Origin of the sequence: Mesorhizobium sp. C089B (genome assembly GCF_030323125.1) — a bacterium.
Taxonomy (GTDB): domain Bacteria; phylum Pseudomonadota; class Alphaproteobacteria; order Rhizobiales; family Rhizobiaceae; genus Mesorhizobium.
In genome coordinates this window covers 3,690,176-3,712,093 of the sequence record NZ_CP100469.1, presented here as the reverse complement: position 1 = coordinate 3,712,093, position 21,918 = coordinate 3,690,176, and the positions used below count along the sequence as shown (strand labels likewise).

The window sequence follows — 21,918 nt, the reverse complement described above, 5'->3', positions numbered from 1 at the left end:
TCATAAAATATATTTCCTAGGACGAATCCAAGGTTGCTGACTACGGTGTCGCGGCAGGCAGCAGTGGCAGCGGCTGGTTGAAGAACGTCCGGGTGTCCGTCAGCGCCGTTGCCCCGCCATTGATGGTTTCGATACCGGCCTCGCTCGCCTGCGGTACGTTGATCGTGCCGTCGGCGCCGCCGAGGCCGTCCGCGAGGAAGCGGATGGCATTGGCGTTGTTGACGTTGGTGATGGTGTTGGCATGAACGTCGGCATTGATGATAGCGCCGGCAAATGTGGCGGTGACCGTGATGCCGCGGCTGTCGGCATTGTCGCGAATGGTGTTGTTGGTGACCGTCGCGTCCACGGTGCCCGGCTGCACGAGCTGCGTGATCGAGACGCTGTCGCCACCGCTTATGCCGTTGACGCCGATGCTCTGGATAATGTTGTTGTCGATCAGCACCTTGGCGACGCCGAGGCTTTCATGCCCAACCCTGATGCCGTTGCCGGTTCGCGATCCCGAGGTTGCTACGCCTTGCGTACCGATGACGTTGTTGGCGATTGTGCCGTCAAGCGTCCGTGCGAGGTCGCCGCTGCTGAACACGTTGATGGCCGTCGAGTCGCTGTTGGTGACGGTGTTGTTCCGGACGGTGAAATTCAGATTGCCGCCCGTGCCGGCGCCGGAATTGCTGCTCTGGGTGAGGTTGATGCCGTTGTTCAGATTGTTGAATAGATTTCCCGTGGTCTCGCCGATGTGAGCGTTGACGGTGCCGTCATTGGCAATGACGAACAGACCGGTTCCAGGGATGACTCCCGGTCCGGGATAGGCGTTGTTGCCGGTGAAGGTTGCGCCGTCGACGGTCAGCGTCATCGTCGGCGCGCCGGCGACACCGGCGCCGTCCGCCTCGAAGATGAAGTCGCTGCCGGCATTGTTTGAGGCGCCGTTGTTCGAGAACGTGCCGCCGCTCACCACCAGGTTCGCCAACGTGCCGCCGGAATTGATGACCTGCACGTTATGGGTGAATGAGTTGGAGACCGTGAGGTTGGTGAACGTGGTGACGTGCGAGGCGTTGCCGGTAAGTTCGTTGAACAGGATTCCGGACTCGGTGTTGGCATCGGCATTGCTGTTCAGGGTCAGACCGTTGAGCACCACACCGTTGACGCGCAGGCCCTTTATGCCGTTGCCCGCATTGTCGCTGATAATCATGTTGCTCAGGCTGACATCCTGAGTGTCGGTCAGGCTGACGCCATCGCCGGTCGAGTTCTGGATCGTGCCGCCGCTGCCCCCCGTCGCGCCGGTGCCGGTCACCACCAGATTGCCGCTGGTGCCGGTGTTGTTGAGCACGATGCCGTTGGCTGCACCATTGGACGCAATGCTCCTGAACGTCACGTCGCCGGCGCCGATCGTCGTGTTGGCGACATTAAGGGCCGTGCCCGTGCCGGACACGATGGTGTTGCCGGTGCCCTGCACCGTCATCGTGCCGCCGGTGGTGGCTGCCGGACCGGGGCCGGTGGCGCTGAAACCGGCGCCGCTGGTGGTGGCGATGACCAGCCCGCCATTGGTGAAGTTGATCGTCGCGCCGGCATTGTCGCTCAGGCTGACGCCAGCCGCCGTGGTCGAGGTGATCGATTTCGACGCGCCGGAGAAGGTGATGATGCCGGCGACATTGTCGTCCAGCAGGATGCCGATCTGGCCCGCCGCATTATGCGTGATGTTGCCCGACAGGGTGATGTTGCCGGCGGTCAGGGCGCGATCCTGGATGTTGACCGCCTGGCCGGTGCTGCCGCTGGTGATCGCGCCGGTATAGGTGAACGCCGCCGTGCCGCCGCTGTTGGCGGTGCCTAGGCCATCGCCGATGCGGATCACGGCACTGGTGCCGCCGACCAGCGCGCCGGTGCCGAGATCGATCGCTCCGGCACCGGTGACGGTGTCGAGGATGATGGCGCTGGTGCCGCCGGCGCCTTTGTTCGTGGAAGCGAAGGTCACGCCGCCCGCACCGATAGCGACGGTGTCCATGTTGACGGCGACGCCGCTGCCGGTCGAAATCGTGTTGCCCGAGCCGATAACGGTCACGGTGCCAGTACCGTTGCTCGTGGCGTTGAAGCCGGTGCCGGAGGTGGTGGTGATGGCCAGGCCGCCGCCGGTGAAGTTGACCGCCGTGTTGGTGTTCGCCGTCAGGTCGACGGCATTGTTGGCGCCGGTGGTCAGTATCTTGCTGGCGCCGGAGAAGTTGATCGTGCCGCCGGTGTTGGCGTTGACGAGGATGCCGTTGGCCACGCCGCCGGTGGCGCTGAGAGTGCCCGACAATGTCGTGGTGCCGGCGGTGCGGGTGGAGATGCTGACGACGTTTCCGGCCGTGGTCTTGGTGACCGAGCCGGCATAGCTGATGTTGGCCGAGCCGCCAGTGACCAGGAAGGCCGCGCCGGTCGCGCCGCCGAGCGCACCGGAGCCGAGGCTGACAGTGCCGGCGCCGGTGACATTGGTCAGCGACACGTTGTTGGTTCCGCCGGTCGAATTGGTCGAGGTGAAATTGATGCCGGTGGTGGCGATGCCGTTGAGGTTGACCGCCTGCGCGGAAGTGGAGCTCACCGTGCCGGTCGTGACATTGACCGTGCCGCCATTGCTGGCGCTGAATCCGGTGGTGCCGCTTGTGACGATGTCGAGGTTTGCGAAGCTGACGGTCGAGGCCGTGGCGCCGTTGTTGATTGCGACTGCGGTGCCGGTCATCGGCGTCGTGGTGCCGAGATCGACCGTACCGGTGAAGCTCACCGTATTGGCCGCCGTCGCGCCGGAAATGCTGATGCCGCTCGCAGCGCCGTTGGCGATCACCGAGCCGGCGAAGGTGAAGCTGCCGCCAGCGCGGGTCGAGATCGTGGCCGCCGCGCCCGACGTGCTGATGATGGAGCTGGCGCCGTCGAAGCTGATCACCGCGTTGCCGCCGGTCACCGAAAGGCCGCTGCCGCCCGATATATCGACATTGATACCGGCAATCGTGCCGCCAGCGCCCGACGCGCCGCCGAAGGCGATGCCGGTGCCGGTCGCTGCGGTGGTGATGTTGACGTTGGTCAGCGTCGTCGTGCCGACGGTGTTGTCGAGCCTGAAGGCAATGCCGGTGGCGCCGGTGCTGGTGACGTTGGTGATGGTGGTGTTGGACGCGTTCAGCCACACATCGCTGGCGTTGCCGGAGAAAGTAACGTTGTTGATCGTCGTGCTGTTCGACGGGGTAATCTCGATACCCTGCGTGGCGAAATTGCTGATGGTCATGTTGCTGATGACGGTATTCGCAGCACCCGCGCCATTGTCCTTGACGCCACGCGCGGCACCCGCCGGGCTGCCATTCAGGATGAAGCCGTCGATGATGTTGCCGCTGGCGCCGAGCGTGATGACATTGTTGCCGGCGCTCGTCGTCAGCGTCGCGGCGCCATTGGGCGTCTGGTCGATGATCGAGATGCTGTTGCTGGCGAGCTGGATGGTGGAGGGTACCGTCAGCGCCAGATTGATGTTGCCGTTGCCGAAGCCGCGCACCTGCTCGACGGTGGCGAGCGCCAGCGTATCGTTGCCATTGCTGCCTGCCGCGGTGATGGTGCCGCCATCGTTGACGAGGACGAGAATGTCCGTCGAGACTGCTGCCGCTTCGGCGGTGGTCAGCGTCGCCAGATTGTTCTGGTCGCGGCCGCTGCCGTCGCCGGTCGCGGAAGCGCCGACGAAATAGACCTTGCCGACACCGAAGCCCAAGCCCGGGGTCGACTGGAAGTTCACGTCCTGGAAATTGTAGGTGCCGGCAACCGGCGCACTGGATGCGTCGATGCCTACATTGGCGCCGATGGTCGAGAGCTGGTCGGTCGCCGATTCGCCGTCGCCATAGGTGAAAGCGAGGTTGGTGGCGCTGTTGAGGAACACGCCGGTGTTGACCCCGGCTATGCTCGAACTGGCGCCGCCGACCACGGCATCACCGAGGCGCACCGTCTGGCCGCCGATGGCGCCGCGCAGGTCGACGCCTATCGAGGTGCCGGCGGCGGCGGCATTGGTGACATCGAAGTCATTGGCCGTCACCGCCGCATTGATGGTGGCACCGTTGAGGTCGAAGGCCACGCCCGTGGTGCTGTTCAGGCCGATGTCGAGATCGTTGAAGGACAGCGCCGCGCCAAGCGTGCCGGAAACATCGACACCACGCGTGGTGATGCCTTGCAGGTTGACCGTGCCGAGAATGATGGCGCCGCCGCCGGACGAGGCGATATTGTTCAGCGAGATGCCGGTTGCGGCGGCAGTGGCCGAAACACTGTCGAAATTCATGCCCGCAGCGCCAATCGTAACGCCATTGAGGTTCAACGCGGTGCCGCCGGCCGTCGAGGTGATGCTGTTGTCGCTGAGGAGCGCACCGATGCTGACCGTGCCACCGCCGCTGGCGTTGAAGCCCGTGCCGGAGGTGGTGGTAATCACCAGGCCACCCGTATCGAAGTTGATCGTCGCGCCGGTGTTGGTCGTCAAGTCGACCGCCGTATTGGCGCCAGTGGTCAGCGTCTTCGTGCCACCGCCGAGAGTGATGGTCCCGCCGGAGTTGCCGTGGACATAAATACCATTGTCGAAACCGCCGGTGGCGCTGAGCGCGCCGGACAGTGTGACCGTGCCGCCGGTGACGCCGGAGATGTCGACGATCTTGCCGGCGGTGGTCTTGGTGACCGTGCCGCCATAGCTGACAATCGCAGCACCGCCATTGAGCAGGAATGCGACGCCCGAAGCGCCGCTCAATGCGCCGGATCCGAGGCTGACTGTTCCGGTGACATTGGCCAGGCCAACATTGTTGGTGCCGCCGCCCGACGAGGTCGAGTCGAGCGCAATGCTGGCGGCGACGTTGATGAGGTTGATCGCCTGGCCGCTGGTCGAATTTACCGTCTGGGCTGCAGCGGAAGCGGTGATGCCCATAACGCCACCGGTCCCGACAATGCCGGTGCCGCTGGTGGTATCGATGGTCAGGCCGTTGAGGAAGTTCACCGTGCCGGCGCTTTGCGAGAAGCCGACGCCGCTGCTCGTGTCGATGTTGGCGAGGCCGGCGATGTTGAGGTTGCCGCTGACCCAGTTGATGCCGCCGCCGGTCGTCGCGACGTTGTTCACCGTCACCGTGTTGAAGTTGAAAGTGCCGGGATTGGTGTTGATCGCACTGATGCCGAAGCCTGTGGTGCCGGTGATGGTGGTGGCGCCGCTGACTGTGACGGTGGCGTCAACGCCATTGAGGGCGATGCCGTTGACGCCACCGTAGGCGGTGATGCTGTCGAACTGAATATCGCCGGATACACCGGATAGCGTCAGGCCATAACCGCCGACGCCATTGGTGCTTGTGCCGGCGACGAAGGCGCCGCCGTCGACCTGGTCGATGCCGACAGTCGCTGGAACGGCATCGAAGGTTACACCGCTCACCCCAAAGCCGCCGGTTTCGCCATTGTTGCCCAGAAGCGTGATGTCGGAGAAGGCGCTGACCTTCATCAGCCCGGCGCCGACCGTGCCGTCAACCTTGGCAATGTCGCCGCCGGTTGCCGACAGGATCAGGTTCGACAGTGCGATCTGGCTGGCAGCGGCGCCGTCGGTAAGCGACAGGGCGCCACCGGTGCCGCCGGCGATCGTGGCGCGGCGCAGGATAAGATCGGTGATGTTGGTGCCGGAGATGCCAAGGCCCGCACCGGTGTTCTGCACGATGACGTTTTCGATGCCGGCCTTGCCGGAGAAATCGATAGTGTTGCCGCTCGCGGTCGTCAGCGTCGCCAGCACGCTGTCGACATTGGACCCTGCCGTGATGACGGTCGAGGCATTGATGCCGCTGAAGCTGAAATTGCCGCCGAGGCCGCCGCCGACGGCGCCCAGCGGCGCGGTATCGATGGAATCGCCGGCCTTGAGGCCGATCAGGATCTGGCCGTCGGCAAGGTTGAGCGTGTTGTTGCCGCCGCCATTCTGCTGAGCCTGCATCATGTCGATGAGGTTGCTGGTGCCGTTCTGCGACGTGTCGACAAGGATGACAACCGAGGCGCCCGACGCTTCCGCGCCGGCAATCGAGCCCGGATTGGCGGCGGTGCCGTCGCCGTCGCCGTCCTGGTCGACATAATAGGTGGTCGGTCCCTGGGCCTCGGAGAGGTCGCCGATGAAGCCGCCATTGGCGCCGTCGACATCCTGGAAATTATAGGTGCCGCCGACCGGGAAAACGCCGGTGGAATTGAGGATGTCGATTGCCTTGACCGTCGACAGCTTGTCGACCGCGCTTTCGCCGTCGCCATAGATCAAGTTGATCGCCGTCGTCGGGGTGAACTGGAAGCCGATGCCGGGTCCGGCGCCGGCGCCGCCGATGGTGGAGGATGCGCCGGCCGTGTTCGGATCGCCGAGCTGGATGGTGCCGGTGCCGGTGGTGTTGGACAGGTTGACGGCGGTGGTGCCGGTCGAGGAAGCACTGGTGAGCGTGAAACCGCCAGTCGTGAAGATGCTGTTGACGACTGCATCGGCGAAGGTGATGCCGGTCGAATTGTCGCCGGGCATGGCGATGGTCAGGCTGGCGAAGTTTACCGTCGAGCCGAGCGTGCCGGAAATGTCGACGCCGGTCGAGGTGATGCCTTGCAGGTTCACCGTGCCGAGATTGAGCGTGCCGCCGCTGACATTGTTGAGCGAAACGCCGGTCGCCGCTCCATTGACCGAGATGGAGCTGAAATTGATGCCGCCGGCGCCGACCGTCGCGTTGTCGAGGTTGAGCGCGGTGCCTGTCGTCGTGGTTATCGAGTTGCCCGTGCCGCTGACGCTGACCGTGCCGGCGCCGAAAGTGCTGGCGGTGAAGCCGGCGCCGCTCGAGGTGGTGATGACCAGGCCGCCATTGGTGAAGTTGAGCGTGCCCATGCCCTGGGTCGGGCTGATGCTGGGCAACTTGACGATCGCGTCGTTGGTGCCGCTGCTGGTGTTGAAGATCTTCGACGCACCGGAGAAGGTGGCCGTCCCGTTAGACGATCCGTCAAACCGCACGCCGATGCCCGTGCCGGTATGATCGATCGTGCTTGAAATACTGTAGACGCCGTTGGCGTTGCCGGTGAAGACGAAGGCCGCCGTACCAATGCCAGTTGCTGCCGTAGTCGAAACGACCGAACCGCTCATGTTGAGCTCGCTCCAGTCGGCCACGGCCTGCACGACCATGCCGGTGTCGACCTTGATCGAGCCGTTGTAGTTCAGCGTGGCGTGAATGAGGTCGTTACCGCCGCTGACGGCGATAGCCGCACCGGTGGTGCTTGTCGTCGCGCCGATGCTGGCGACGCCGCCATTGCCGCCAACGTTGATGATTCCTGCCTGCAGGCCGTTCGTGACAATGCCGGCTTCCCCACCGTCGATGGTCAGGGTGGAGCCGGCGACGTTGGCGATGTTTATGGTGCCCACTTGCGGGCCGCCGATATCGAACCCTCGGTAGCTGACGTCGAGATCGGTCGTGCCGGTGAAATTCACCGCACCGGTGCCGAGCAGGGCGTTCAGCGAGGCGCCCATGTAGCCGGTATCTTTCAGGCCGCCAATGTTGACGTCGCCCGCCAGATTGGACCCTGTCAGCAAGACGCCGGCAGCGTCCGATGTCGATACGGCCGAGACGCTGTCGAAGGTGACGCCGGCGGCGCCGACGTCGGCGAAGACAATGAACAGACCATTGCCGCCGGAGGCGATCTTGTTGCCGGTGCCGGAGACGCTGACGGTGCCGCCGAAGGCGGCGCCGAAGCCTTCTCCGGTCGTTGTCGTTATATCCAGGCCGCCATTGGTGAAGTTGATCGTGCCGTCCGTGTTGTCATACGGGACGATGGCGGAGAGGGGGCCCGTGTAGCCGATCTGTACAGCTGTCGTCGCGCCAGAGCTTATCTTCTTGCTGCTTCCCGAGAAGGTGACGGTCGCCGCCGTGCCGTTGGCGATGCCACCGATGAAGATCTGGCCGCCATCGGCTGCGTTGCCGTCGGTCAGATTGCCCGACAGCGTCACCGAGCCGCCGGTCAGTTCCTGGATCGAAACGGCGGCCCCGGTGCCGTTGCTGGCGATGGTGCCAGCATAGGAGATGATTGCATTGCCGCCGCTCTGATCGGCCGCCGAGCCGACATTGAAGGCTGTACCCGAACCGGTGTTGGTCAGCGTGCCGGTGCCGAGCGCGACCGTACCGGTCAGATGCTGCAGGTCGACACCGCTGCCGGAACTGAAGCTGGCGCTTGTCGAGGCGAAATTGATGTTGGCCGCAATGCCGTCGAGCGCCACCGCTCCCGCATTGGTGGCATTGATCGTTCCGGTCGTGACGTTGACCGAGCCGCCTCCGGTTGCAGTGAACGCCGTTGCGGCGTCCGTGGTGATGTCGACATCGGCGAAGGTGATTGTGGCGCCGGTGTTGTTGGTCAGCGATACGCCGCTGCCGCCGATCGTCGCCTTGTCCGTGAAGTTGACCAAGCCGCCGGTGCGGTTGGCGATTGCGATGCCGCCACCGGTCAGCGTGCCGGGCGTCGCGCTGTTGGGCAAGGTGCCGCGGGTGACCGTAATGTTGCCGTTGCCGCCGTCGACATCGAGCAGCGTGCCGGCAACGTTGATATTGTTGTTGATAATCGACAGGTTGCCGGTGAGGCCGTCGACGTTGAACGCCGTCTGGCCGGCAGCGACATTGCTGACGGTGACGCCTTCGATAACGATGCCGCCGGAATTGTTGAAGCCACCCACGCTCTGGTCGATGACGAACACCGAGCCGCTGCCGCCGCTGTAGTCGAAGGCGGTGTTGCGCACCTGATTGCTGCCGAGCAGATGAAGGGTGTCGCCCGTGCTCTTGACCACGCCCTCATCGCCGGTGACATTGCCGCCGGTGGCGCCGAGATTGCCCTGCACATTGACCGGCTGGAACGTACCGGAGGTGAGGATGGAATTGCCGTTGCCGAAACCGGTGATCGACTGTCCCGAATCGAGCGTGAACGGCGTCGCGCTGAGGTCGACGATGCCGACAAAGGCGAAGGTCTGCGTGCCAACCATGGCATCGGCCTGGGCGGCCGTCACGGTGGTGACATCGGCGCTCAGCCCGTTCGTGCCCGCGTGAATAGTGCCGCCTGTCTGCGAGATCATGACGACCCCGCCGACAGTTACCGCCAGTTGGGCATCGCCGGTGAAGACGACATCGTCGAAGTCGTAGTTGCCGAGCGCCGGATCCAGCCCGATCGTATTGACAGTGTAGCCGCCGGTTGCGGCGGTGATGAAGGATTCCAGCCCATCGGCGGAATTGCCGTCGCCGAAGGCGAAGTTGGCGTTGGCCGACGTGGCCGTGGTGCCGCCTGACGACAATTCGACACCGACGCCGACATTGTCGATCTTGGAGCCCTGCAGGAAGGTGATCGTCTTGTTGCCGGTCGTCGACGACAGGTCGATGCCGCGCGAGGTCAGGTCGCCGGTGCCGGTAATGCTGGTCAGCCCGAAATCGGCTGTCGTTGACGAGCCGCTGAAGTCAATGCCCGTCTGGTTCAGCCCTTCGCCGAGCAACACCGTCGTCGTACCGAAACTGACGTCGTTGTTTGTGCCGCTGAAGTTGATGCCCGCGCTGCCATAGGCAGAACCGATGACAACGATGGTGGGGCCAGAGAATGTGACTGACCCGGTATTGCCCCCAATATCGATGCCGTTGAGGCCGGCCTGGCTGATTTCCGCATAGCCGAAGCTGACTGCCCCGGTATTGCCGCTTAGCGCAATGCCATTGCCGAGCACCTGGCCGATGAAAACGTCGCCGCTGAAGCCAACCGTTGCCGTGCTGCCGCTGATCGAGATGCCGTCGCCGGTGGTGCTGCCGATCGTCGTCGGGCCGGTAACGCTGACGCTGCCGCTGACGCCCGAAAGGCTGACGCCGGTTGTGCCGCCGACGTGGCCGATGTTGGAGAGCGTGACACCGAGCCCGATATTCGACGCCGTAAAGGCGGATGTGGTGTTGTTGTTGACGGTACCGCCGTCGATCGAAAGCGAGCCGGTGCCAGTTGACGTGGCCTGGACGCCGCTGCCGCCATTGCTGGTCGCGTTGAGCGTCTGGAAGCTGGTGATGGCATTGCTGTTGATCAGCAAGCCGTCGCCGGCATTATCCGACACCGTCGTCGTGCCGGTGAAATTGTAGGTGCCGTCGCCCTGGATCGACAGCCCAGCGCCGCCATTACCGGTCGAGCTCAGATTGCTGCCGGAAACGTCGTTGGCGCCATCGAACAGCACGCCATTGAGGGCGGCCCCCGACACGGTCATGCCGGTCAGCACGACGCCGGTAACGCCGCTGCCATGGATGCCGTTGGCGGTACCGCCGGAGATGTTGAAGTCCTGGAGCGAGGTATTGTTGGCCAGCGTGACGACGTCGCCGCTGCCCGAAGCGGTCAGCGTTGCGGCACCGGCCGCATCCGAGATGGTGCTGCCGTGATCGACGTTGTCGCCGGTCACATTGATCGGCAGGCCGCCGACCGAGAAGGTGCGGCCGTTGCCGAAAGAGGCCAGGGTCTGCCCCGCTTCGAGCGTAAAGCCGTCGGTGTCGTCGATGACACCGCGATTGACCAGCACGAAAATCGCGGTGCCGTCGGTATTGTTGTCGGCGTCGGTGATCGAAGCCAGGTCCGAAAGCGAGGTACCGTCGCCTGTGCCGCCTGCGGCGACAAAGATCAACTGCGTCTGGTCGAACAGTTGCGGCCCGTTGAACGTCGCCGTGCCGAATGCGTATTGGCCCGAACCGGAATTGAGGCCGCGTGCGTCGAGCGAGGCGAGGTTGCCGCCGATCGAGCCGCCACCGAAGGTGAATTGGGCGTTGGCGGTGTCGGCCGGCGAGCCGGCAATGCCGAGCCGCACGCCGGTGCCGACATTGGCGATGATGCCGCCATTGGTAATGATGATCGTGCCGCCGTTGGTCTGGACAAGGTCGATGCCGATGGACGTCGTGCCGCCGGTGCCGTTTATGTTCAGCGACTGCGCCGTGAAATTGGTCTGGCTGCCGGAGAAATCGAGGCCAACGCCGGAGCCGAGGCCAGCAATGACGATGTTGCCGGCAATTATTGATGTGTTGGCGCCCGCAAACACCATGCCGTCGGTGCCGGGATTGGTGATGTCGATGTCGCCGAAGCGGATCGCGGCCGGCGAATCCGTGATCGCGATGCCCGGTCCGGTCGTGTTCGAGATCGTCGTCGCGCCGTTGACGGTGAAGCTGCCCGAAAGATTCTCGAGCACGACGCCCGATGCGCCGCCGGTCTGGGTGATCGAATCCAGCACGATATGGGCGGTGATCGGATCGATGAAGACACCGACGCCGCCGTCGCCGAGCGCCTTGTTGGCCGACACCTGGCCGCCGCTGATGGTGATCGAGCCGGCGACCCCGGTGCCCTTCACGGTAATGCCGGCATCGTTGTTGTCGAGCGCGTTGAGGGTGGCGAAAGTGTAGGTGCCGTGGCCGGTTATATCCAGGCCGTCGTCGCCATTGCCCTGCAGCAGCGTCGTGCCGGTGAAGTTATAGGTGCCGTCGCCTTCGATGTGCAGTCCGTCGAGGCCGTTGCCGGTCGCGGTGAAGTTCGAGCCATTGACGCCGGTCGATGTACCGGTGAAGTCGGCGCCGTGGCCGCCGGTGCCGGTGACCGTGACGTTGGTCAACGTGGCGCCGGTGATGTTGTTGCCGAAGATGCCGTCCTTGCCGCCTGTGATGATGATGCCGCTCAGCGTGTTGCCGTTGGCGAGCGTTAGGACGTTGTTGGCGGGGTTGGTGCCCTGGAGGGTGCCGTTGGATCCGCCGAAATTGTAGGTGCCGATGCTGCCGTCGACGAGCCGCGCCTGGACGCCCCCGCCACCGCCGATGACGGTCTGGCCGTTGGCGAGCGTCACACCGGCTGTCGTAATGTTGCCCTTGCCGCCGAGCGCGACGACGACGCCGTTCGCGCCGGCGCCGGCGACCGCATTGTCGAGCGTGGTCGGGTCGCCGATCGTGCCGAGGCCGAGCGCGTCGTTGTCACCATCGGCAAAGAAGAACTGGCCGAATGCCGTGTTGGTGGCGGCATTGATCGCCACCCGCGTCGACGTGCCGGTAACTTTGTCCTGGCTCTCGATGCGTACGCCGATGTCGCCGCGCACGCGCTCGTTGACGCGTTTGCGCAGGCCGGGGCTGACCGGATAGACCGGCTCGGCGCCGTCATCGGCCGAAGACGGGCCCTTGTCGAAAGCGTTGAGCGGCACCGTCAGCCGGATGCTGCCGGCGAACTGGGTGTCATCGCGGTTGTCGTTGCGCACCTCGCCGGTGAAGGTCAGCGACGTGCCTTTGCCGATGACGTCGCCGATCGAATATTCCAGGCCGGCCTTGGCGCCGGTGATGCTGCCGTCGTCGCCGTCGGGATCGCCGAAATGGTAGGCGCCGACATCGAAACGCAGTGAATGGTTCTCGGGCAGGTTGAGCGGCACCTGAACGCCGACCTCGCCCTCGATGCCCCAGGCCGCGTAATCGCGGTGGGCGATGGCCGATATCTGCTCGATCAGCTGATGACCGACCAGCGACAGGCTCGACTCTTGCCCGGCCGTGCTGCGGTCGCCGCTGATCGGCAGATAGACGTTTACGTGCGCATCGTATTTTGAGGTGATGGCCTCGAGGCCGAGCGTCGAGGCGACGAACTGGTGACTGTCGTGGTTCTGGATGTTGAGATAGGCGTAGCCGCCGATCATCAGATCCGGATTCACGATGCGGCGAACGCCGAGGCCGACGTCCTGGCCGAAGCCGTCGTCGAAATCGTATTTCGAGCGCACATCGAGAAAGAGAACGGATTCGAGGTTCTGCTTCAGCGGCAGGAAACCCTCGATCGCCGTGTTGCCGCCATTGTTGTTGGCGCCGATGATGGCGCGGACCTGCGGCTGCCACAGTCCGGTGTCGCCGGCATGGGCGGCTATGCCGGAAAGGGCAAGTGCCAGAGTGGACAGCGCAGTCGTCTTCCAGAGATGCCTGGAAAAACCTGACCGGCGATACTTGCTATTCGCCCGGAAGCTTCTTCCGTGCGTCGCCATGTCATTGATCTGCCGAGTTTTCTCGGTCGTCTCCATCCCTTGCGAACCCCGACGAGTACACGCTCCGTCGCTAATACTATCCGAATCCCAGTGTATAGCGAGCATGATTGTTTGCTTTACACGTACAAGATTTCAAAGTTGTTTATTGTGACAATTCAGCAACAGTAATTTAGCCCGAGCTCATGTACCGTATTTGGCTTCCCCGCCAGGCTCGGCTGTTGTATCAACGCGCTCGGCGAAACCCTGACACGACGAGGATCGGGTGGCTTCATTGCTGAGAACCGTTTGTGGCCGGGCCGCCTGGGTCGGCGCGCTATGGCTGGTCGTGACGGGAGGGTCGGCGCTTGCCGAAGAGCCGAAGTCAACCACATCTGCCGAGACCAAGCCTGCAGAAGGCAATCCGTGGGCGCTAAACTGCGCCAGCGGATCGGCCGGCATCGAGCTTCAATGCCAGGTCTCCCAAAACCTTACCGAGGCCAAGACGGGGCAGCGCGTTCTTACCGTTACGGTTCGCCGCGACAACGGCAATGGCAACCTCGCCATGCTGCTGGCCTTGCCGCACGGGCTGTTCCTGCCTTCCGGCGCCTCGTACCAGATCGACCAGGGGCAGAAGACGACCATTGCCATCCAGACCAGCGACCAGAACGGCGCCTATGCCGCGACCCCTTTGTCGGCGGACCTCGTCAAGGCGATGAAATCGGGAACCAACCTGAACATCGGCATGGAGTCGGTGACGCGCAAGCCGGTGACCATTCCGGTCTCGCTTGCCGGATTCACTGCCGCGATCGACAAGCTTCAAGCGTTGAAATAGCCGGCCTATCTCGGCAGATGCGTAAGCATCAGCTTACGTTATGGACTGGCCGGGCTCACACGTGCTTGCGGCCGCCTGTCTCGCGGAACCAGCTGTCGGGGTAAGGATACCACCAGTCCTGGATCGCCGGTCTGTGGTCGATGATGACCATCTTGGAGCGTCGGAAGGCGTCGAGTCCCTGGCGTCCCAGCTCGCGGCCAAGGCCTGATGCCTTCCAGCCGCCGAAGGGCAAGGCGTCATTGTCGATCAGCGGGTTGTTGACCCAGACCATGCCGGCCTCGAGCCGCTCGGCCGCCTCATGCGCCTCGGCGAGGTCGGTGGTGAACACCGAGGCGCCGAGGCCGAACGGGCTGTCATTGGCAAGCCGGATCGCCTCGTCGAAATCCTTGACGCGGCAGATCGCGGCGACCGGTCCGAAACACTCTTCGCGCACGATCGCCATATCGGGGGTGACGCCGGTCAGGATCGTTGGCTCGTAGAACCAGCCAGTGTTGTGCGCCGGCGGAATGCGCCCGCCGGCAACGGCTATAGCGCCGTTGCTGATAGCATCATCGACCAGCCGCATCACTTTCGCCCGGGCGGCTTCGCTGACCAGCGGGCCGATCTCGGTCTTGTCCATGCCATTGCCGATGCGCAGCGCCCGCGTCTTCTCGGCGAACAGCTCGACGAAGCGATCGTGAACCGAGTCGACGACAAAGAAGCGTTCGGCCGAGGTGCAGACCTGGCCGGTCAGGTGGAAGGCGGCGGTGACGCTGCCGGCTGCCGCCACGTCGAGCGGCGCGTGCTCGCTGATGATCAGCGGATCGCTGCCGCCGGCTTCGATGACGCAAGGCTTCATGCGCCCGGCGCAGGCGACTGCCACGGCTTTGCCGGCGGCGACCGAGCCGGTGAAGGCGACAGCGTGGGTGCGCTCGGAGGCGATCAGCGCCTGCGCGGTGGCGGCCGTGCCAGGCAGGCAGGCGACCAGCCCTTCCGGCAGTGAACGGAACACCGTCATGTAGTCCAGCGTCGACAGCGTCGTCGCTTCGGCCGGCTTGATGACGCAGCCGTTGCCGGCGGCAAGCGAGGCCGCAACGGTCCAGCACATCAGCAGGATCGGGAAGTTGTAAGGCATGATGTGCACGGAGACGCCATACGGCTCGTAGCGCGCATACTGGAACGACCCGGCCTGCGTCGTACCGGCGATCTTGCCGGCGTCGTCGCGCGCCATCTCGGCATAGTAGCGGAAGATCGGCGCGCAATTGGCGATCTCGCCGATCGCTTCGGGATAGGGCTTGCCCATCTCGCGCACCATCAGCTCGGCGCAGCGGGTGAAGTCCGCCGCCTCGATGGCGTTGGCGACCGCATGCAGATGCTTTGCCCGGCTCTTGGCATCGAGCTGCTTCCAGGCGGCTTGTGCCGTGGTTGCGGCACACAGCACCGCATCGACCTCACCGTCCGTTGCGGCGGAGATCGAGCCGACGGTCTCCAGCGTCGCCGGATCGATCACCGGTTTTGCCGTGCCGGTCATCGGCCGGTAGTCCGGATTGACGAAGAAAGCCGGCCGTTCAGCGGAGAATTGCATGGTCGTCCTTTCAGGTCCGCTCAGCGGATCATGTAGACCTTCTTGATGGTCTCATGGACGGTGCAGACGCCTTTCCAATTCTGAGGAAAGAACGCCGCCGTGTCCGGCTCGATCTGGATGACCTCGCCCGATTCGTGCACATAGGTGCAGCGGCCCTCGAGGAAGTGGCAGAACTCGTCGCGGGTGACATGGCAGTGCCATTTGCCGGGGGTGCAGACCCACAGGCCGCATTCCGAACGGCCCTCCGGCCCCTTGTAGAGCAGCTTGCCCGAGGTGTGGGACACGCCCTCGATCATGGTCGGGATGACGCCCCAGTCGACGAGGTCGGTGATGGCAAGCGGGGATTGCATGATGGGCGTGGTCATGGCGATTTCCTTTAAAAAAGTGCTCAGCGGCACATGAAGGCCTTGGTCAGTGTTTGCGTGATGGTGGAGGTGCCGGCCCAGCCGGCGGGGAAGAACACCAGCATGCCGGCCTCGACCGGGATCTCTTCGCCATTCTCGCGGACATAGGTCCCGCGGCCCGACAGGAAATGGCAGAACTCGTCGGCGGCAAAGGTAACCTTGCGGCTGCCTGGCGTGCACGACCACAGGCCGCATTCGCTTGAGCCGTCCGGGTTCTGCGAGAGGATCCTGCCCGAGGCGCGCGGCGAGCCGGCAAGCGTGTTGCTGCCCCCGCCCCAGTCCTCCAGTTTCACGGTCGAGGCCTTTGGCCAGTGCGGTGTCGGCATATTGGGAAGCTCCGTTGCTGTTCAAGCCAGCATGTAGACGTTGCGCATGGTCTCATGCACGGTGCATTCGCCTGTCCAGCCGGCAGGGAACATGACCACGGTCCCGGCTGCGACTTCTACCACCTCCCCGGCATCCGACCGGTACGTCGCGCGGCCGGCGACGAAATGGCACAATTCGTCGCGCGGAATCGAGAGCCGCCAGCGGCCGGGCGTGCACACCCAGATGCCGGATTCCGGCTGGTTGTTGGGTCCTTTGTGGACAAGCCTGCCGGTCGAGTGCGACGCGCCGTCCAGCGCGTCGGACTGGGCGCCCCAGTCGACGAGGTCGGTGCGGGTGGAGGCTTGGTAGAGATGCGGGGCGGAGGAGGTCACAGCAGCGCCTCCAGCAGCCCGGCTGCCTTCTCAGGCCCGTTCTGGGCCTGCATCTGCGCCGAGGTCTTCGCCAGCCTGATCTTCATCTTGGGGTCAGTCAGGCAGGCTTCGATCCTGCTGATCAGCTGGGCGTCGCTCCAGTCATAGCGCGGCATGCCGAAGCCGTGGCCGGTTTCCTGGACGCGAGTGGCGTTGTCGTGGCCGTCCCAGACATAGGGCATGATGATGGCCGGCTTGCCGAAATAGAGGCACTCTGTGAACGAGTTGTTGCCGCCATGGTGGATTACGGCATCGACCTGCGGGATGACTGAAGGCTGCGGAAACCAGCTCTCGACGACGACGTTGTCCGGCACATCCGTGTACAGGTCCTTGTAGCCGCCGACATTGACCAGCGCGCGGTAACAGGTCTTGCCCAGTGTTGCGATTATGCGCTTCAACAAATCGACATCGCCGGCGCCGAGGCTGCCGAAGGAGACATAGAGCAGCGGCCCGTCATTGTTCTCGGCGAAGGTCGGCACGGTGTATGGCTTTTCCTGCCGCACGCAGCCTTCGAGATACTGGAATTTCGTCGTATCAAGCGGATGGCGGCGTTTGAACTTTGCCGCTTCGGGATAGAGCAGCAGATTGAGATAGGGCGAGGTCTCGAAGAACTGACCGACCGGGTATGGCGCTTCATTGTTTGCGGTGAGGAAGGCGTTGAAGTCGTCGTGGATGGGCTTGATCACCGCATTGAAATGATCGCGATAGCGCTGGTGGCCCACATGGTCGTTCTCGCCGCAACCGGAGAGATGCGGCGGGATGTCCTCATCCTCGATCTCGTTTTCCGAGCAGGAGATGACGCGCACCCAAGGCTTGGCGAACTGTTTGATGGCCGGAAACAGGATGACATTGTCGACGCAAATGACATCAGGCTTGATGGCGGCCAGGACTCGCGGCAAATCCTTCTGCGCCCATTTGGCGCTGTCGACGATCGCGGTCCAGCAATCCTTCACGTAATTGTCGACCTGATCGTAGGGCGATTTGCGGAAGTTCGGGATGTGGCCGTTGATGAAGTCTTCCCAGAATTTCGCCATCTGCTCGGGCGGCATCGGCTCCGACAGGTTCACCGGATGCGCTTCGAAGCCGTAACCCTTGTAGACATCGACAAAGCCGGGGTCGGACAGGAACACTGCCTTATGGCCGCGCGCCTCGACCGCTTGCGCGATGCCGACCGAATTGAGCGCCGGGCCGTAGGCCGCTTCGGGAAAAAACGCGATCGTCTTCTGCGCCATCAAGCTCTCCTATTCCTGAAAAATTCTGACATCGGCGGCGTCCCAGCCGAGTTCGACCTGATCGCCCGACGAGACCGGCCGGCGGTCGGCGGCATCGGCGGTGACGCGCACCAGAAATGGTTTTGGCGACAGAGGCGTGCGGATATGCAACTGCAGGTCCAGCCCGTGATAGGCCAGCGCCTCGACCATGCCGGCGGTGCGGTTGGCGGTCTCGGGTGACGGGAACAGCCGGATGCGTTCGGGTCGCACCGAGGCCACGGCGGAAGCGCCGGGTGAAAGCGCGGCGGGAACCTTGCCGGCAATGCGCGCGCCGTTCGCGGCGATCACGCCATCCGCAGACACCTTGCCCGGTACGAAATTCATCACGCCGATGAAGTCGGCGACGAAACGGTCGGCGGGATGCTCGTAGATCGCATGCGGCGCGTCGCATTGCAGCAACTGGCCGTCCTTGAGCACCGCCATGCGGTCGGCCATGACGAGTGACTCTTCCTGGTCGTGGGTGACGATGACGAAGGTGATGCCGACTTCGTGCTGCAGGCGCTTCAGCTCCAACTGCATGGCGCCGCGCAGTTTCTTGTCGAGCGCCCCGAGCGGTTCGTCGAGCAGCAGCAACCGAGGCCGTTTGACCAGCGCGCGGGCGAGCGCGACGCGCTGCTTCTGGCCACCCGACAATTGCTCAGGCTTACGGTCGGCGAAGGGGACAAGCTCGGTGGTGGCCAGAATGGCCTCGACGCGGGAACGGATTTCAGCTTTCGGCAAGCGCTCCATCTCCAACCCGTAGGAGACATTGGCGCGCACGCTCATATGCGGGAACAGCGCGTAGGACTGGAACATCAGATTGACCGGCCGCTTGTTGGGCGGGGTCCGGGCGATGTCCTTGCCATCGAGCAGTATGCGGCCGCCGGTTGGCGTCTCGAAGCCGGCCAGTATGCGCAGCAGCGTGGTCTTGCCGCAGCCGGAGGGTCCAAGCAGCGCGAAGAACTCGTTTTCGCGGATGTCGAGCGAGATGCCGTCGACGGCGGTGACCCGGCCGAACTTCTTCGAAACGTTATCAATGGCCAGCAGCGTGCGCGGTTCGCTCATTGGCCGATGATCCCACGGTTGAGCCGCTGCGACAGGGTCAGCGCGGTGATGGATACCGCCATGACGATGGTCGCCAGCGCGTTGATCTCCGGCGTGATGCCGAAGCGGATCATGGCGTAGATCTGCATCGGCAGCGTCGTCGAGGCGCGGCCGGCACCGGCGGTGAAGAAGGCGATGATGAACTCGTCGACCGAGAGCGTGAAGGCAAGCAGAGCGCCGGCAATCACTGCCGGCGCGATGACCGGCAATGTCACACGCCGGAAGGTGGTCAGAGCCGAGGCGCCGAGGTCGGCGGAGGCCTCGACGATCGACCAGTCGAAACTCTTTAGCCTTGCGCGCACCACCGAGCAGACGAAGGCGAGGTTGAAGACGACATGGGCGAGGATGATGGTATGCAGGCCCATGGTCAGGTTTAGCATGGAGAAGAACGACAGCAGAGCGATCGCCAGGACGATGTCGGGGATGATCATCGGTGCGAAGATCAGCGCCTCGAGACCCCTGCCGTATTGCCGGCGCATCTCGATGCCGATGGCCAGCAGCGTGCCGAGCAGCGTGGCGATGGCCGTGGAGACCAACGCCACGATCAGCGTGTTGAGCGCAGCGGAAAGGATTGCGGAATTGCCGGCCAGCGAGGCATACCATTTCAGCGAAAAGCCCGACCATGCCGTCGGCAATCCGCCTTCGTTGAAGGACAGCGCCACCAGCACGGCGATCGGGATGTAGAGGAAGGCGAAGACGAGGGTGAGGATCGTCCGCATGCCGAGCGTACGGGTGAAGGAATGGGTCATCGCCGGCCTCCGACAATTGGAGGGCAAGCGAACGACCAGAGTCCTTCTCCCTGTTCGCGGGTAGAAGCTACCGGCAGGCAGACGGGGGGCAGCGTTGAGCGTCGCAAAGGTTGACGCCGCCCCTCATCCGCCCCTTCGGGGCACCTTCTCCCGGTGAACGGGGAGAAGGCAAGAATTGCGCGGCGCTCAGCCATAGGCGTCACCCCTTGCCTCAGCCGCACGCCCCGCGGCGCGGTCGGCGGCGAGCGCCTGCGCCATAAGCACCAGAAGCATGATGGCGATCAGCGCCATCGCCAATGCCGCGCCAAACGGCCAGTCATTGGCGGTCAGGAACTGGTCGTAGACGAGGTTGCCGATCATCTGGAAGCGGCCGCCGCCAAGCAGCGCCGGGGTGACGAAATTGCCGATCGACAGCACAAAGACGAAGACAGCACCCGCAGCGATGCCGGGCACGGTCAGCGGCAGGATGACACGTCGGAAGGTGGTGGCAGCGGAGGCGCCGAGATCGCGTGAGGCCTCGGCCAGTTCCGGGTTGAGGCGTGACAGCGGCGCGTAGCAGGCGAGGATGACGAAGGGCAGATAGTTGTAGACGAGGCCTGCGATGACCGAGCCTTCGGTATAGAGCATCGAGGGCGGTTCGCCGGTGTAGCCGAACCAGCGCAAGAGCTGGGTGATCAGGCCTTCGCGGTTGAGCAGCACGATCCAGGCATAGGTGCGGATCAGGTAGTTGGACCAGAACGGCAGCACGGCGAAAAACAGGAACACCGGCTGCCACCGGCGCGGGGCGGCCGCGATCGCATAGGCGGCGGCATAGCCGATCACCACCGCGATCAGGGTCGCGGTGCCGGCGATACGCGCCGATTTGAGTAAGATGCCGGCATAGAGCGGGTCGAAGACCAACCCGAAATTTTCCAGCGTCAAAGTGTAGTCGATGCCGCCATAGACGCCGCGCCGGAAGAAGGCGAGCGCCAGCACCAGGGCGCATGGGATAACCATCAGCGCGGTCAGCCAGACCAGCGCCGGGGCCATCAGCAGAGAGGAACGAAGTCGGGTCTGGGACAATTTCTCGGGTACCGCTCAGGGCCGGCGGCAGAAGTGCTGCCGGCCGTGAAGTCTGCGCCGCTTACTGCGCGGCCTTGATCTCGCTGACGATCTTGGAATAGTCGCGCTGCGCCTCGCCGACATCACGCAACTGCTCGAATTTGACGAGATCGGCCACCGGCATCGCCATGTTGGGGAATTTGGCCAGGAAGTCGGCCGGCAGGCTTTCCATCGCCGGCTTGTTCGGCACCTTGTAGTCGATGTTCTGCGCCGCCCAGGCGTGGTTCTTGGCGTCGAGCATGAAGTTGATGAACTTGAAGGCGTCGTCCTTGTGCTCGGACGCCTTCATCACCACCATTGTGTCGACCCACAGGTCCGAACCTTCTTTGGGGATGACGTATTTGATCTCCGGTTTGTCGGCGATGCCGTAATTGCACCAGCCGTCCCAAGCCTGCACCATCAGCGCCTCGCCGGAAACCAGCTTCGAGTAGAAGGTGGTGTCGTCATAGGCGAGCAGCGTCTTCTTGGCCGAGATCAGCAGGTCCTTGACCTCGGCCATCTTGGCCGGATCGATCTCGTTGACTGAATAGCCCTTGCCGAGCTGCCCGGCGGCCAGCAGCCAGCGGTCGGTTGCAAGCATCGTGGTCTTGCCCTTCAGCTCGTCGGAAGGGGCGAGCAGGTCGCTCCAGCTCGTGGGCGCCGTCTTGACCAGGTCAGAGCGATAGCAGAGGCCCGTCGTGCCCCAGGTGTAAGGAACGGAGAAAGCGTTGCCGACATCGTGCGGCAGCTTGGTCGCTTCGGGATAGAGGTTGGCGAGGTTGGGGATCTTGGCATGGTCGATCGGCTCGGTCAGGCCAAGCTTGTTCAATACTTCGGCGAAGGGCGAGGAGACGAAGACCACGTCATACCCCTTGCCGCCGGCGGCAATCAGCTTGCCCATGATCTCTTCATTAGTGGCGTGCACCACCACTTCGCCGGAAACGCCGGTGGCTGTCTTGAAGGCGGCCATGGCGTCGGGCGCCATGTAGCCGTCCCAGTTGGAGATGACGAGGTCGGCTGCGGCGGCCGGCACCGAGAGCGTCAGGGCGAGACCGAGAGCGATTGAGGATGTATTGAGCGCACGGCGCCCCAGGCTGGTAGCGGTCATGGCAGTCTCCCATTCGGTTTGATCGTCGAAATCATTTGCCGGACCAAAGCCGGCGACGCGCGCGCCTGCCTCGATCCTGTTCCCTCGGTCTTTTCTCGCCGATTGTGCCGACAGTAC

General features: G+C 63.9%; 11 protein-coding genes. 1 reads left to right on the top strand and 10 read right to left on the bottom strand.

Annotated features, from left to right (window positions below; all coding sequences use genetic code 11):
* Positions 1-40: 40 nt before the first annotated feature.
* On the bottom strand, positions 41-12,994 hold the full coding sequence (locus NLY44_RS18330; protein ID WP_156940968.1) for a beta strand repeat-containing protein: 12,954 nt from the start codon (positions 12,992-12,994) through the stop codon (positions 41-43).
* A 271-nt stretch (positions 12,995-13,265) separates the two neighbouring features.
* Between NLY44_RS18330 and NLY44_RS18325 the strand changes: the two genes are divergently transcribed.
* Positions 13,266-13,805, top strand: a complete 540-nt coding sequence (locus NLY44_RS18325; RefSeq protein WP_023804572.1) for an invasion associated locus B family protein — start codon at positions 13,266-13,268, stop codon at positions 13,803-13,805.
* Positions 13,806-13,860: 55 nt separating this feature from the next.
* On the opposite strand, the gene NLY44_RS18320 is transcribed toward NLY44_RS18325, so the two are convergent.
* The 9 genes from NLY44_RS18320 to NLY44_RS18280 form a co-directional block, all read right to left on the bottom strand.
* A complete protein-coding gene (locus NLY44_RS18320; protein ID WP_023804573.1) occupies positions 13,861-15,369 on the bottom strand; it encodes an aldehyde dehydrogenase family protein in 1,509 nt (502 codons plus the stop codon).
* Between the two features lie 20 nt (positions 15,370-15,389).
* Complete coding sequence (locus tag NLY44_RS18315; RefSeq protein WP_023672951.1) at positions 15,390-15,734, bottom strand: cupin domain-containing protein; 345 nt, start codon at positions 15,732-15,734, stop codon at positions 15,390-15,392.
* Between the two features lie 23 nt (positions 15,735-15,757).
* Positions 15,758-16,099 (bottom strand): cupin domain-containing protein, encoded by a 342-nt coding sequence (locus NLY44_RS18310; RefSeq protein WP_023672950.1) that lies wholly within the window; start codon positions 16,097-16,099, stop codon positions 15,758-15,760.
* A 21-nt stretch (positions 16,100-16,120) separates the two neighbouring features.
* Entirely contained in the window at positions 16,121-16,471 is a 351-nt protein-coding gene (locus NLY44_RS18305; protein WP_023672949.1) for a cupin domain-containing protein, read from the bottom strand.
* Positions 16,468-17,742 (bottom strand): glycosyltransferase, encoded by a 1,275-nt coding sequence (locus NLY44_RS18300; protein WP_023804574.1) that lies wholly within the window; start codon positions 17,740-17,742, stop codon positions 16,468-16,470. The genes NLY44_RS18305 and NLY44_RS18300 overlap by 4 nt, the downstream gene beginning before the upstream one ends.
* Before the next feature lie 9 nt (positions 17,743-17,751).
* A complete protein-coding gene (locus NLY44_RS18295) occupies positions 17,752-18,825 on the bottom strand; it encodes an ABC transporter ATP-binding protein (protein WP_023712266.1) in 1,074 nt (357 codons plus the stop codon).
* Entirely contained in the window at positions 18,822-19,613 is a 792-nt protein-coding gene (locus tag NLY44_RS18290; RefSeq protein ID WP_023672946.1) for an ABC transporter permease, read from the bottom strand. Before NLY44_RS18290 ends, NLY44_RS18295 begins: the two co-directional genes overlap by 4 nt.
* Before the next feature lie 186 nt (positions 19,614-19,799).
* The gene (locus NLY44_RS18285) at positions 19,800-20,642 is read right to left on the bottom strand and encodes an ABC transporter permease (protein ID WP_023712268.1); all 843 of its coding nucleotides are present in this window, start codon (positions 20,640-20,642) and stop codon (positions 19,800-19,802) included.
* 94 nt (positions 20,643-20,736) lie between these two features.
* Positions 20,737-21,801 carry a polyamine ABC transporter substrate-binding protein gene (locus NLY44_RS18280; RefSeq protein WP_023804575.1) on the bottom strand — a complete coding sequence of 355 codons (1,065 nt, stop codon included), beginning with the start codon at positions 21,799-21,801 and terminating at the stop codon, positions 20,737-20,739.
* Positions 21,802-21,918 lie beyond the last annotated feature (117 nt).

Excerpts from the sequence above, each read along its gene's own strand:
- NLY44_RS18330 (WP_156940968.1), bottom strand. The coding sequence starts at position 12,994 with ATGGCGACGCACGGAAGAAGCTTCCGGGCGAATAGCAAGTATCGCCGG.
- NLY44_RS18320 (WP_023804573.1), bottom strand. The coding sequence starts at position 15,369 with ATGCAATTCTCCGCTGAACGGCCGGCTTTCTTCGTCAATCCGGACTAC.
- NLY44_RS18315 (WP_023672951.1), bottom strand. The coding sequence starts at position 15,734 with ATGACCACGCCCATCATGCAATCCCCGCTTGCCATCACCGACCTCGTC.
- NLY44_RS18310 (WP_023672950.1), bottom strand. The coding sequence starts at position 16,099 with ATGCCGACACCGCACTGGCCAAAGGCCTCGACCGTGAAACTGGAGGAC.
- NLY44_RS18300 (WP_023804574.1), bottom strand. The coding sequence starts at position 17,742 with ATGGCGCAGAAGACGATCGCGTTTTTTCCCGAAGCGGCCTACGGCCCG.
- NLY44_RS18295 (WP_023712266.1), bottom strand. The coding sequence starts at position 18,825 with ATGAGCGAACCGCGCACGCTGCTGGCCATTGATAACGTTTCGAAGAAG.
- NLY44_RS18290 (WP_023672946.1), bottom strand. The coding sequence starts at position 19,613 with ATGACCCATTCCTTCACCCGTACGCTCGGCATGCGGACGATCCTCACC.
- NLY44_RS18285 (WP_023712268.1), bottom strand. The coding sequence starts at position 20,642 with ATGGCCCCGGCGCTGGTCTGGCTGACCGCGCTGATGGTTATCCCATGC.
- NLY44_RS18280 (WP_023804575.1), bottom strand. The coding sequence starts at position 21,801 with ATGACCGCTACCAGCCTGGGGCGCCGTGCGCTCAATACATCCTCAATC.